A 12508-nucleotide genomic window follows, 5' to 3' on the forward strand; every position below is an offset into this window, starting at 1 on the left:
CCCAGGCCGCTCGACCCTGGATGCGATTGCGCATCCAGCACTGGTACGAGAAGGAACCTAAGGAGACTCATGCGCGCGAGCGTGGAATGGATGGAGCGGCACCAGGTGGTGCTCTACGTGGCGGGCCTGGCTCTCGGGGCCATCGTTGGATTGGCCTGGCCTGCGGTTGCTCATCCTGCGGAGCTGGCGATCCACCCGGTGCTGGCGCTACTGCTGTACGCCACGTTCCTCGGGATCCCCTTCGGCAGGATCGGGCGGGCGTTCCGGGACTGGCGGTTCCTTTCGACGATCCTCGTCGTCAACTTCGTCTTGGTGCCGTTGATCGTCTGGCCGCTCTCAAGGATCGTCGCCTCCGACCAGGCACTCCTCGTTGGCGTCCTGTTCGTGCTGCTCACCCCTTGCATCGATTACGTCATCGTCTTCTCCGGCCTCGCGGGCGGCGACGAGGAGCGGCTCCTGGCTGCGGCACCGTTGCTGATGATCGCTCAGATGCTCCTGTTGCCGCTGTACATGTGGCTCTTCGTGGGCGCGGAGTTCGCCAGCTCCATCGAGGTCGCGCCGTTCGTAGAGGCGTTCGTGCTCATCATCGCGCTTCCCTTCTTGGCCGCGGCACTGACCCAGCTCGCCGCTGCCCGGTCACGGGCCGGCAGGAAGCTCGAACAGGTTGCTACCGCGGGGATGGTGCCGCTGATGGTCACGACGCTGGCGGTCGTCGTCGCTTCGCAGATCTCCGGCGTGAGCGCCCGGCTCGGTTCACTGCTCCTGGCGGTGCCGGTCTACGTCCTCTTCGCTGCAGTGATGGTGCCGGTCGGGATGCTGGCCAGCCGCATTGCAGGCCTCGACGTACCTGGAAGGCGTGCGGTCGTCTTCAGCGGCGCGACTCGCAACTCACTCGTCGTTCTGCCACTGGTGCTCGCCTTGCCGGCTGCGTTCGACATTGCTCCTCTCGTGGTGGTGACCCAGACGCTCGTCGAGCTCGTCGCCATGGTCGTCTTCATCCGGCTCATCCCGCTCGTCATCCCCGCGCGGCCGGGAGCCGGTACTGACCGGACCCTTGCCGCACAAACCTCAGAGATCGAGACGTAGTCCCGGTCCAAGGTGCTCGTGAGCGATGACCGCATCCCCTCAGCGCCCGTGGACGTGTTGGCGGTACGGGCCACCCGACGCGACCAAGGTTTAGGTGCATCATTGTTGCGGTAGATGCAATACTGGGTAGATGGACCAGGACCCCCGTGGCGTCTCACCACTTCGCCAGCTTCGCAACGTGCGGGCGCTGGACGAGGGGCGCTTTGTGTTCGAGGCGATGCTCTCGGGCTGGGCGGATCAGCAGAGCAGTCGAGGACTCGCTGAGCGGACGATCGGGAGCCGTGAGTTGGTCATCCGGAGGTTCGAGGAGTTCGCAGGACGTTATCCGTGGGAGTGGTCGCCGGGTGACTTGGAGGATTACACGACCCAGGCGAAGTCTCGACAGCGGCCGGCGACCCCCTCCACGATCCGCGGGTATCACTCCATCATCCGGCTGTTCTGCGACTACCTCACCGATCCTCGGTACCGGTGGGTGGCGGACTGCGAAGAGCGCTTCGGATCAGCGCCGCAACAGGTCTGCCACGAGTGGAACACGCTCGCGCACCTGGTTGACTACGAGGGCCGTCCGCAGCGGCGAGCACTTACCTATGACGAGATTGAGCAGTTCTTCACCGTTGCCGATCGCCGCGTCGAGACGATCCTCCAGCGGGGCCGGAAGGGAGCCCTCGCAGCGCTTCGTGACTCCCAGATCTTCAAGATGATCTACGCCTACGGGCTGCGTCGGGCTGAGGCTGTGGGTCTGGACGTGGCGGACCTGCGGCCCAACGGTGTGGCTCCGCGCTTCGGACGCTTCGGTGCTGTCGATGTGCGCTGGGGCAAGGGTGCACAAGGCTCGGGCCCGCGACGCCGGTCGGTACTCACGATTCCCGAGCTGGACTGGATCACGGAGGGACTGGCCCAATGGATCGACCACGCCCGACCTCGCTTCACCGCCGGATCGGCGGGGCCTCTGTGGCTGACCGAGCGAGGTACGCGTGTCTCGCTGCGCTACATCGACCTCCGCTTCGCCCAGCTCCGCGACGAAGCAGAGCTGCCGTCAGAGCTCAGCGTGCACGCTCTGCGCCACACGTACGTCACCAACCTCATCGAGTGGGGATACGCCGAGAAGTTCGTGCAGGACCAGGTCGGGCACGCGTACGCCTCGACGACCGCGATCTACACCTCCGTCGGCGACGACTTCAAGAACCGCATGATCAACCGAGCACTCTCCCGGATCTATGGAGGACCCCATGCCGAAGACTCCCGCCCCTGACGCGCCGATCACCTGGAACCTGCGCCCGCTCATGGCTGCGGCCGGGATGTTCCAGACCACAGACCTGATCGAACCGCTGCTCGCCCAGGGAGTACATCTTTCCCGCGAGCAAGTGTTCCGCCTGGTGACGAAGACTCCCGAGAGACTGAACGTCGAGGTGTTCGCCGCTCTCTGCCGGATCCTCGAATGCACCCCCAACGACCTCATCAAGATCCCGAAGGTCCAGACCGAGCGACCACGCCGAGCAGCCGGCGCTCCAGATGCCTCTGGCCCGGCAATCGGTGACCTGCGTCCGATCCGCGCCAAGCTGCACCGCCCACACGAGTGAACCGAACAGGGCGCACCGATGGCCACCAGGTCGGCTGCGACAGGTGCACCCGTCACGTCGCAGCCCGGTACTGGATCCTTGAGCAGCACATCTGCAACTCCTGCTACTCAAGGCTCCGCCGACACCCCGGACGCTGCCCCGAGTGTGATCAGGTCAAGGTCCTGGCTTTCTACGACTCGGACCGGCACATCGTCTGCGCGACCTGCGCCGGCGTACCGCCGCGGTTCGCGTGCACCACCTGCGGAAGCGAGGAACAGCTCACCGGATCCCAGTGCGGCACCTGCCGACTGACCGAGCGCCTTCGTGCTGCCCTCGCAGACGACAGCGGTGAGATCCATCCCGGCCTTGCCACCCTGTATGACCACCTGCTGACGGCACGCGACCCGCGCACGGTGGTGCGATGGCTGCGCAAGGAGCCGGCCGGGACGACGCTTCGCGCTATGGCCGCTGGCGATCTTCCGATCAGCCACTCCACGCTCGATGCCCTCCCGCTCTCGCCTCGCGTGCGGTACTTGCGCCACATGCTCATCAGCGCCGGAACGCTCCCGGCCATTGACGTACTGCTCAATGACCTCGAGAAGCACGCCACCGCCTTCATTGCCAGCCTTCCCAGGGAGCACGGCGCGGTCACCGGCCAGTACTTCCGCTGGCAGCTGCTTCGCAAGGCCAGACAGCGATCCGCGGTGCGAGCAGTGACCCCTGGGGTCTACAGCACACGCTCCACCGAGCTACGCAAGATCGCGGGCTTCCTCTCCTGGCTCGACACGAACGGGCTCTCCCTGTCATCGCTGGACCAGGCTTCCGTTGACCGCTTCTTCGCCCACCACCACTCCCAGGCGGCAGTTGGCACGTTCCTGAACTGGGCGATACGGCAAGGCCTGACAAATCCGGTGCAGATCCCTGGACGGAAGCCGGCCCCGCCGCGCCCCCCGGTCCCCGACGACATCCTCTGGGCCAAGGTCGACCAGCTCGTCGATGATGAGTCCATCCCGCTGGGAAGTCGCCTCATCGGCCTGCTCGTCCTCGTGTTCGCCCAGCGGATCAGCGACTGTGTCCGCCTGCGCCGCTCGGACGTCACGGATGACGAGACGATGCGGATCGCGCTGGGACGGACTCCACTCACCCTTCCCAGCCCCATCGCCGCGCTGCTGCGGCATCATCTCGAGGAGCTGAGCACTCGGCGGCCCTACCTCGACGGCGGACCAGATTGGCTCTTTCCCGGGGCCACGCCTCACTGCCACGTCAGCGAAGCCAGCGTCGCCCTCCACCTCGTCCCGCACAAGATCCATGCCCGAGAGATCCAGCAGGCCCGGATCGACCACCTCGTGCAAACTGTGCCGGCCAGCGTCGTTGCAGACATGCTCGGCATCAACATCAACACAGCAGTCAGGCATGCCGCGCGCACCAACTCGAGATGGGGCAACTACCCCGAACTACGAGCGTCGCCCACTGGGGAATGGTGCACGGGCGAACGATCCCGTCCGCGATGACCGGGGACACCCCGGTGAGGCGGCGGGAGAGGTCTAGCCGGCTGTGGGTTTTCTTTGGCAGGGAGCGGGTGAGGGATCGCCTCGCCGCCGTCGACACACTGTTCAGTTTTCGGTATATAGTTCAGTGCATGCTGACTATAGCTTCTCGTCTCGATGTGATGAACCGGTTGGGTCGCGCGCTGGCCGACCCGACCAGGTCCCGGATTATCCTGGCTCTGCTCGATGGGTCCGCGTATCCGGCGGAGCTGGCCCGAGATCTGGAGCTGACACGTTCCAACGTGTCCAACCACCTCGCATGCCTACGCGATTGCGGGATCGTGGTCGCCGAGCCCGAGGGTCGTCGGACACGATATGAGATCGCCGATTCGCACCTGGCGCAGGCCCTGACGGCACTGGTCGATGCCACCCTGGCAGTGGACGAAGACGCCCCGTGCATCGACCCTGCCTGCTCGCTTCCCGGATGCGACGCAGCTGGGGAGGGCGCATGATCCTCACCTCGGTCTTACAGGCGATGGGCCTCTTCGCAGCGACCAACATCGACGACATCATCGTGCTCTCCCTCTTCTTCGCTCGAGGGGCAGGCCAGCGCGGCACTACCGCCCGCATTCTGGTCGGCCAATACCTCGGGTTCGCCGGCATCCTCGGTGCCGCGGTCCTGGTGACCATCGGTGCCGGAGCGTTCCTGCCCTCGGCAGCCATCCCGTACTTCGGTCTCATCCCTCTGGGCCTCGGCCTGTGGGCCGCGTGGCAGGCCTGGCGCGGAGACGATGACGATGACGACGACGAGGCCAAGGTCGCCGGCAAGAAGGTCGGCGTGTGGACAGTCGCAGGCGTCACCCTTGCCAACGGCGGCGACAACATCGGCGTGTACACCCCTGTCTTCCTCAGCGTGGAACCTCTCGCAGTAGTCGCCTACTGCATCGTCTTCCTCGCCCTCGTCGCGGTCCTGGTGGCCCTGGCAAAGTTCGTCGCCACTCGCCCACCGATTGCCGAAGTCCTCGAACGCTGGGAGCACATCCTCTTCCCCATCGTTCTTATCGGTCTCGGCATCGTCATCCTTGTCAGTGGCGGAGCTTTCGGCCTCTGACTCAGCTAAAGCAAACACAGGTCCCGGGCTCGATAGATCGGTCCCGGAACCTGGACCCGGGACACTTCGTCGCGTCGGCATCGTCCGAGCGGAGTCCGGATCTGAGCCCCGACGAGTTCCCACCGTTCAACGGGGAGGGCTTGCTCATGGTGAGCTCGTCTGAGTTCCAGCGCGCACCGGTCGATGGCTAGCCTGACCGGGGCTAGTGGAGTAGCTGGCGCAACGGTGAACGGGAGACAGGACAGCATGAGGATGATCGGTACGCCCCGGGGGCTTGCCCATGCGGCGAACGCAACGACCGCAGAGACGGTCGTCTCGCCGGTACGCGCAGCGGGCGCCGAGACGCGCTGCGGGGTGACCTGGTGACCTCGACGCGCACCAGGATTCTCGTCGTAGGTGCTGCGGTGCCGTGGGCTCTGCTGTGGACGGTGATCGCGGCCGCTATGGCGGGAGCACCGGTCTCGATGGAGCTGATCGATGCGGGCCCGGTGGTGCGGTGGGGATTGCCGATCGTCGATGTCCTTGGTGATCTGGTCGGTGCCGCTACCGTGGCGTGCCTCGTGCTGGCGCTCGTCGTGTTGCCCCGCCGTGCGGAACCGTCCGCGTCGGAGGCTGGTCAGGATCACGCTGCTGTCTCTCGATTCCATCCGGCGTACGAGCGGGCACTCGACATCGGCATGGGCCTGGCAATGGTGTGGTCGATGCTGCTGGTCGTCCGGATGGTCCTCGGCTATGCCTTGGCGGCGGGCCAGGCACCGTTCTCACCGCGCTTCGGCTCTGATCTCCTGATGTACATCACCCGGCTCGAGCTCGGTCAGTACCAGCTCGCCGGCGCGGTGTTCGTCGCTGCCGCCTCGACGATGTTGATCGTCGTGAGGTCCCGCGCAGGGCTCCTGATCGCGTTGGGCTTGGTGTTCGCGACGTTGGTGACGAAGTCGATGACGGGGCATGCCGCGGGGCAGACCTCTCACGAGGCGGCCACGAGCGCGATGATCGTGCACCTCGTGGCTGCCGGAGTGTGGCTGGGCGGCCTGGCGCTGCTCGTGCTGCTCGTGGGGCGGCTCGGAGCACGACTGGGGGACGCCGCCGAACGATTCAGCGTCCTGGCACTTGCTTGCTACGGAGCGTTGGCCGCTAGCGGCGTCGCCTCTGCCCTGGTCCGGCTCTCCGCTCCCCTGGATCTCGTGACCACGGCGTACGGGTGGATGCTCGTGCTGAAGACGGCGCTGCTGGTGCTGCTGGGTGGAGCAGGCTGGTGGCAACGCCGTCGGGTGCTGGTCCGCCTGCGGGACTCGGACCGCCGGAGAGACTTCCTGTGGCTCGCTGCGGGGGAAGTCTTCCTGATCGCCGCGGCGACTGGACTCGCTGCCGCACTGTCGAACACGGCGCCTCCGGTGCCGGACGAGCCCGAACCGGTCACCTCGACGGCTGAGGCGCTGACCGACTACCCCTTGCCCGCTCCGCCCGAGCTGACGGCACTGCTCACGACCTGGCGTGTTGACGTCGCCGGAATGGCGCTCGCCCTCGGTCTCGCTGTCATCTACCTCTGGGTACGCGTGCGCCGCCCTGTGAAGGACACGGGCGGACGGCCATGGCTCGTGGGCAGGACGTCCGCGTGGATCGTGGGATGCGTGGTCATCTTCTGGGCGACGAACGGGGCACCGGGGGTGTACGCACCCGTGCAGTTCTCCGTGCATCTGGGCCAGCACGCCCTACTTGCTCTGGTGGCAGTCCCGCTGCTGGTCGCCGGTCGTTTCGGTGACCTCGTGCGGGATCGGATTGCTCCTCGGTCGGATGGTTCTGCAGGACTGCGCGAGCTCGTCGACTGGAAGCCTCGCTCCCGCGTGGGTCAGCGGCTCGCCCATCCGGCGGCGTTGGCGCTGCTCGGCGCGGCGGGATTCGCGGCGATCTATCTGACCCCGGCGCTCGGCGCGGGATTGCATACCGCGCCGGGCCGACTGATCGTACTTACTGCCGCCGTGCTGGCCGGTGTTGCTGTGGCGCTGCCGTTCCAGGGCAGGGCGCTGGGCGGGGGCACGGTCGCTGGGGTGGAGCGCTGGGTGGCCTTGTCTGTGGGGACCGGCATTCTTGCTGGCTTGGCGCTTGTGGTGGCGCTGGCGCTCCCGGTCGTGGAGCCCGACTGGTTCGCGGCGATGGAGCGGACCTGGGGCACCGATGCGCTCGGCGATCAACGACTCGGTGGCCGGGTCCTGCTGGCGATGGTGCTGGTGCTGGCGGTCCTGCACGGCGCACTGATACCGCGTTCACGCCGACGCAGCGACGGACTCTCGGCCGATCGTGACGCCCCAGCGTGGCAGCGAGCTCGCTCAGCCCCTAGGCCCGGCTCGTCGTGACGAGTTGCCCCTCAGCGGGTGCCTGGTGGTCAGGTGGTGAGGCGGGTCAGTCGGTGCCGCGACCGGAGTTGCGGCGGAGGCGAACGGTGATCGCGCCGATGACGGCGAGCACCAGGAGCAGGGCGAGGCCGCCGAAGATGATCCCCAGGGGGAGGCCGCTCTCGCTCTGCGGGGCATCTGCCTGCTCGGCAGCGGTGGCTTCGGCGCTCGACTCCTCCGTGCTGGGGGCGGGCGCCTCCTCATCTGATTTGGAGTCTGCTGTGGCCGTGGTCTCGGCGCCGACCGTGACGGTGAAGTCGACTGTGCCCTCGATCGGGTGGCCGTCCGAGGAGACGACACGCCACAGGACCTGATAGTCGTCGGCGGGCAGCGGCGGCAGGTCGATCGATGCCGTGTTACCGGACACGGTGGGCGTCGCGGTGAAGATCTCCTCGCCGGCGGAGGTGGTCAGTCGAATGACCGGAGTGAGGTTGAGAACCTCGTCGCTGTAGGTGAGCTCGAGCATCTCGGGAGCCTGCTCGAAGCTCTCACCGGCTGCCGGGCTCGACGAGATCAAGGTGTCGTGCGCCGATGCTGCGGGCAACAGGGTGGGCACCCCCAGCGGCATCAGCACGGCGGCGAGCAGCCCGACCAGGCTGGCCAGCATGATACGCGCCGTCGCCTCGGTGGTTCGGCGCGCAGCCGTCGTGTCCGCCGTCATGAATTTCTCCTCCTCGGGTGACCCCTCGTGCGGGCTGTTTTGTCCCCGTGACCGGGGCGCATCGAGTGTAGCGACGTGCCACGAGCGACCCCTTCGCTCATCTCCCAGGATCGACTCGTCCAGTCCCACCCCTTTACAGAACCCCACACGACGATATCATCGTCATATGACGATTGATTCGATCCCGGCCGAGCCGCAGTTCGAGGTGGCAGACAGTCATGCCGCGCTCTTCCATGCTCTCGCCGAACCCACACGCTTGGCTCTCCTTCAGCACCTCTCGACCGGTGAGCACCGAGTTCGCGACCTTGTCGAGCACATGCACCTTGCCCAGTCGACCGTCAGCAAGCATCTCTCGTGCCTGCGCGACTGCGGTCTGGTCACCGCGCGCACTGAAGGCCGCGCATCCTGGTTCGCCCTCGCCGATCTGCGCCGACTGAGCGATCTGCTCGAGGTGGCGGACGACCTGCTCGATACCTCCGGGACCACCCTGTCCCTGAAGAACCACCGCAACCACGAGAACCTCGAGGACGGGGACCTCTGATGAACTCAGGACACGACCACTCGCACGGCGGCAGCGGGTCGAGCACCGCCCGGACGCGACTCGCCATCGCCTTCGCGATCACCGCCGTCATCGTGCTCGCGCAAGCGGTCGGGAGTGTCGTCACCGGCAGTCTGGCCCTGCTCACGGACACGGCGCACGCCCTCGTCGACGCCTCCGGTCTGCTGGTCGCGCTGATCGCGGCGACCATGATGCTGCGCCCGGCGAGCAGCGGCCGGACCTGGGGTTTTGCTCGTATCGAGGTGCTGGCGGCCTTGGCCCAGGCCACGCTCCTGATCGTGGTCGGCACCTACACCGCCGTTGAGGGCATTTCGCGACTGACGGATCCCCCAGAGATCGCCTCGGGTGAGCTGCTCATCTTCGGTGTGATCGGGCTGGTCGCGAATATCGCCGCGATCCTCATCCTGGCCGGAGGCAAGGATTCGAGCCTGAACATGCGTGCCGCGTTCCTCGAGGTTCTCAATGACGCTCTCGGTTCGCTCGGCGTGATCACGGCCGCGATCGTGATCCAGGTGACCGGGTTCCAGCAGGCCGATGCACTGGCCGGTTTGTTCATCGCCGCGTTGATCGTGCCTCGGGCGTTCCGCATCATGGCCGAGACGCTGCGGATCCTCATGGAGTACACCCCGAAGGGTGTGGATCTCGATCAGGTGCGCGAGCACATCCTTGCGCTCGACCACGTCCAGGATGTCCATGACCTGCATGCCTCGGCGATTGGGAGCAATCTGCCGATCTTCTCGGCGCACGTCGTCGTCGGGGAGGAGTGCTTCGAATCAGCCCACGCACTGCGGATCCTCGAAGAGGTCCATGTCTGCGTCAGGACGCACTTCCCGGTAGCGTTCGAGCACGCCACGATCCAACTGGAGAGCCCGTCCGTGCATCGAGGTGAATCCGAACGTCCATTGCACTTCTAGCGCCTACGGATCCGATCATCACTTGACCGCAGGCGAGAGCGACAAAAGGCGCGCACCCCACTCGATGGTGGGGTGTGCGCCGCGGTAGTCGCTGGGCTCAGCGGAAGGAGACGAAGGTGGGGTTGCCCCAGATGGTGCGCTCGGTGACGGCGCCGGGGGAGCGGCCTGCATCGACGACCTTGTCGCCGCCGGCGTAGATGCCCATGTGGCCGGGCCATACGACGAGGTCGCCGGGCTGGGCCTCGGACTTGGAGATCTGGGTGCCGGCGTCGACCTGCTGACCGGAGGTGCGCGGAAGGTCGATGCCGACCTGCTTGTAGGCGTACTGGGTCAGGCCGGAGCAGTCGAAGCTCACGCCCGGGTTGCTCGAGCCCCAGGAGTAGGCGGCACCCATCTGGGTCCGTGCGGCGTCGACGATCGCCTGCCCGGTGCTGCTGGAGGAGGATGCGGGCGTAGGAACCGACGCACCACCACCGCCGATACCGGGCACGGAACCGTTGAGCGAGCCGCGCGTCTCGGGACCCACCACGCCATCGACCTGCAGTCCGTTGGCCTGCTGGTAGTCCTTCACCGCACCATGGGTGCGCGGGCCGAACTTCCCATCGACGGCGAGTGAGGCACCTTCATCGTTCAGTGCGGACTGGAGCTGCTCGACCGAGGCACCCTGGGATCCCCAGCGAAGCTTCTCGGAGGAGTCCAGAGCCTGTGCCGGCGCCGGAGCAGCGGGTGCGGCGGCCTGCGTGACCGCGGAAGGCACGGTTGCGGGAGCTGCGGGTGCTGCCTGGGCCGCGCCACCGGCGAAGGCGGAGCCGAGGAGCACGGTGCCGAGGACGGCGGCGCCGCCGGTGCCGCGCAGGGCGCGTCCGCTGTGGCGAAGGGGGGTGATTGCGCGGCCAGCCGCGCGATGGGAATTGCTCGTGGCCATGAATGTTCTCCGTGAATATCCCCGCACATGCACGGGGCTGTCTGGCATTTGGTCGCGGCAACGTCGACAGCAGAGGAAGCGTCGGGAAGGAATCTCGCACCTCGTCACCGGTGCAACCAACGTACCGACCGAAACACCCTCGCAATAGCGTCATGTGCGACCCCGACCGACGATTTCGCCTTCTCTTGAACACTCTCGCCACATGGGCCCCGGGGTCACATCCTCTCTTTACCAAACGCCGATGCCGCAATGGGGTAGACGTCACGAGTGCAGTCGAGGTGGACGGACCCCATGTCGGTCACCGGCAGCAGATCGGCAGGAGAGAATGCCTTCGTGAGGCTCACACGACGGGCTGGAACGTGGCGATGGAGCCTTGCAGCTGATCCATCCATGAGGCCCACATTCCCGTGAGCAGCAGCAGGCCGATCGCCATGAGTAGCGCCCCGGATAGAACTCCAATGAGGCGGCGATGGCGTGCAAGTGCCCTGCTCACGCCCATCGCCCTGTCAAGCAGCAGGGCACTGAGGACGAAGGGAACACCCAGTCCGAGCGAGTACGCGAGCGCCAGGGTCGCGCCCCGAGCTGCGGACGCTCCGTCGGCGCCGGCATCGAGGGAGAGCGCGATGATCGCGGCGTAGGTGGGGCCGATGCATGGGGTCCAGCTCAGCCCGAAGACGAAGCCCATCAATGGGGCTCCCAGAAGGCCAGCATCAGGACGTTTCCTGGACACCTGGAAATTTCCTGTCAATCGAGGGAACGCGCCCATGAAAATGAGTCCCATGAACATGACGACCACGCCTGCCACCCGATTGATCCATACTGCGTGCGCCTGAAGGAGATATCCCATCGCGCCGGCGAACCCGCCCAGCGCCATGAATACCACCGCGAAGCCCGCGACGAACAGCAAGCTGCCGCCCAGCATTCTCCCAGTTCCGGCACGGAAAAGGGTCGTCGGTCGTTGCGCCTTCCCAGTATTCTCAGGCGTTTGCCGGGGTGGCTTGGTGGTCTTCAGTCCTTGTCCGGCGAGCCCGGAGACGTAACCGAGGTAGCCCGGCACGATGGGCAGCACGCACGGTGAGAGGAACGCGATCAGGCCTGCGATCGCGGCGACGGTGATGGCCAGCAGAAGGGACCCGGACAGGGCGATCGACTGGAAGGTCTCCGCGAGTCCGTTGATGCTCACGCGGCTCCTTCGGCGAGAACGGCGTCGAGCATCGATCTCAGGATGGAAGGGTCGATCGCTCCAGAGATCCGACCTGCGACTCGGCCGTCATGGTCGAGGACGAGAGTAGTGGGAACTGCGTTGGGCGCGACTTGGCCGCGCAGCTGGTACATGATCTCTGCGTCAGAGTCCGGCAGCGAGGGATAGGTGATGCCGTAGGTCTCCTCGAAGGCCCCGGCGGGACCTGCCGAGTCACGGACGTTGATCCCGATGAACGACACGCCCTGGTCGGCGTACTCCTCGTGGATCGCTTGAAGATCCGGGGCCTCCACCCGGCATGGCGGGCAGGAGGCGTACCAGACGTTGACCACCAGCACCGATCCCCAGTGGTCTGAGGAGTCGAACCGTTCGCCCTCGTAGCTGGTCCCGGTGAACACTGTGGGTTCGGCGCGATCGGCGGGAGCGATCTCTGTGGTCACGCCGTTGCCGGAGACGTATCCGGCGTCCTCGGAGTCGTAGCGGTCTCCGGTATCAGTGCTGCCGCAGGCAGTGAACAGACCGGTGGCGGTCAAGAAACCGGTGGCGTACAGAATCCGTCGCCGGGAGTGGGCGCGCATGTGCTCGCTCCTTCAAGGTGATCGAGAGGGGATT

The 12508-nt window shown here is 66.3% G+C and carries 13 protein-coding genes; 9 read left to right on the forward strand and 4 right to left on the reverse strand.

The genetic code is table 11. The annotated features are described in order from the left end of the window. The first annotated feature begins 69 nt into the window (after positions 1 to 69). The 7 genes from V1260_RS03470 (at position 70) to V1260_RS03500 (ending at position 7597) form a co-directional block, all read left to right on the forward strand. Positions 70 to 1086 (forward strand): arsenic resistance protein, encoded by a 1017-nt coding sequence (locus V1260_RS03470; RefSeq protein ID WP_017822359.1) that lies wholly within the window; start codon positions 70 to 72, stop codon positions 1084 to 1086. Between the two features lie 130 nt (positions 1087 to 1216). Next, positions 1217 to 2338 (forward strand): tyrosine-type recombinase/integrase, encoded by a 1122-nt coding sequence (locus V1260_RS03475; RefSeq protein ID WP_329745402.1) that lies wholly within the window; start codon positions 1217 to 1219, stop codon positions 2336 to 2338. Beyond that, positions 2316 to 2666: a helix-turn-helix domain-containing protein gene (locus V1260_RS03480; protein ID WP_017822357.1), complete on the forward strand. Its 351-nt coding sequence runs from the start codon at positions 2316 to 2318 to the stop codon at positions 2664 to 2666. Before V1260_RS03475 ends, V1260_RS03480 begins: the two co-directional genes overlap by 23 nt. Next, the gene (locus V1260_RS03485) at positions 2663 to 4156 is read left to right on the forward strand and encodes a hypothetical protein (RefSeq protein ID WP_329745403.1); all 1494 of its coding nucleotides are present in this window, start codon (positions 2663 to 2665) and stop codon (positions 4154 to 4156) included. The genes V1260_RS03480 and V1260_RS03485 overlap by 4 nt, the downstream gene beginning before the upstream one ends. A 128-nt stretch (positions 4157 to 4284) precedes the next feature. Further along, complete coding sequence (cmtR, locus tag V1260_RS03490) at positions 4285 to 4644, forward strand: Cd(II)/Pb(II)-sensing metalloregulatory transcriptional regulator CmtR (RefSeq protein WP_329745482.1); 360 nt, start codon at positions 4285 to 4287, stop codon at positions 4642 to 4644. Continuing rightward, positions 4641 to 5243 carry a cadmium resistance transporter gene (locus V1260_RS03495; protein ID WP_193866805.1) on the forward strand — a complete coding sequence of 201 codons (603 nt, stop codon included), beginning with the start codon at positions 4641 to 4643 and terminating at the stop codon, positions 5241 to 5243. The genes cmtR and V1260_RS03495 overlap by 4 nt, the downstream gene beginning before the upstream one ends. Positions 5244 to 5605: 362 nt before the next feature. Continuing rightward, a complete protein-coding gene (locus V1260_RS03500) occupies positions 5606 to 7597 on the forward strand; it encodes a cytochrome c oxidase assembly protein (RefSeq protein WP_329745404.1) in 1992 nt (663 codons plus the stop codon). A gap of 46 nt (positions 7598 to 7643) precedes the next feature. On the opposite strand, the gene V1260_RS03505 is transcribed toward V1260_RS03500, so the two are convergent. Further along, positions 7644 to 8297: a copper resistance CopC family protein gene (locus tag V1260_RS03505; RefSeq protein ID WP_329745405.1), complete on the reverse strand. Its 654-nt coding sequence runs from the start codon at positions 8295 to 8297 to the stop codon at positions 7644 to 7646. A gap of 166 nt (positions 8298 to 8463) precedes the next feature. Here V1260_RS03505 and V1260_RS03510 point away from each other — a divergent pair, with 166 nt between their 5' ends. Then, on the forward strand, positions 8464 to 8838 hold the full coding sequence (locus tag V1260_RS03510; protein ID WP_329745406.1) for an ArsR/SmtB family transcription factor: 375 nt from the start codon (positions 8464 to 8466) through the stop codon (positions 8836 to 8838). Then, positions 8838 to 9770 carry a cation diffusion facilitator family transporter gene (locus V1260_RS03515; protein ID WP_329745407.1) on the forward strand — a complete coding sequence of 311 codons (933 nt, stop codon included), beginning with the start codon at positions 8838 to 8840 and terminating at the stop codon, positions 9768 to 9770. Before V1260_RS03510 ends, V1260_RS03515 begins: the two co-directional genes overlap by 1 nt. 97 nt (positions 9771 to 9867) lie before the next feature. Here the strand turns inward: V1260_RS03515 and V1260_RS03520 are convergent, their stop codons facing one another. From V1260_RS03520 to V1260_RS03530, 3 genes are all read right to left on the reverse strand, one after another. Further along, positions 9868 to 10695 (reverse strand): C40 family peptidase, encoded by an 828-nt coding sequence (locus tag V1260_RS03520; protein WP_329745408.1) that lies wholly within the window; start codon positions 10693 to 10695, stop codon positions 9868 to 9870. 340 nt (positions 10696 to 11035) lie between these two features. After that, positions 11036 to 11878 (reverse strand): cytochrome c biogenesis CcdA family protein, encoded by an 843-nt coding sequence (locus V1260_RS03525; RefSeq protein ID WP_329745409.1) that lies wholly within the window; start codon positions 11876 to 11878, stop codon positions 11036 to 11038. Next, complete coding sequence (locus tag V1260_RS03530) at positions 11875 to 12474, reverse strand: TlpA family protein disulfide reductase (RefSeq protein WP_017822345.1); 600 nt, start codon at positions 12472 to 12474, stop codon at positions 11875 to 11877. Before V1260_RS03530 ends, V1260_RS03525 begins: the two co-directional genes overlap by 4 nt. Positions 12475 to 12508 lie beyond the last annotated feature (34 nt).

The organism is Brachybacterium sp. J144, assembly GCF_036321705.1.
GTDB lineage: Bacteria > Actinomycetota > Actinomycetes > Actinomycetales > Dermabacteraceae > Brachybacterium.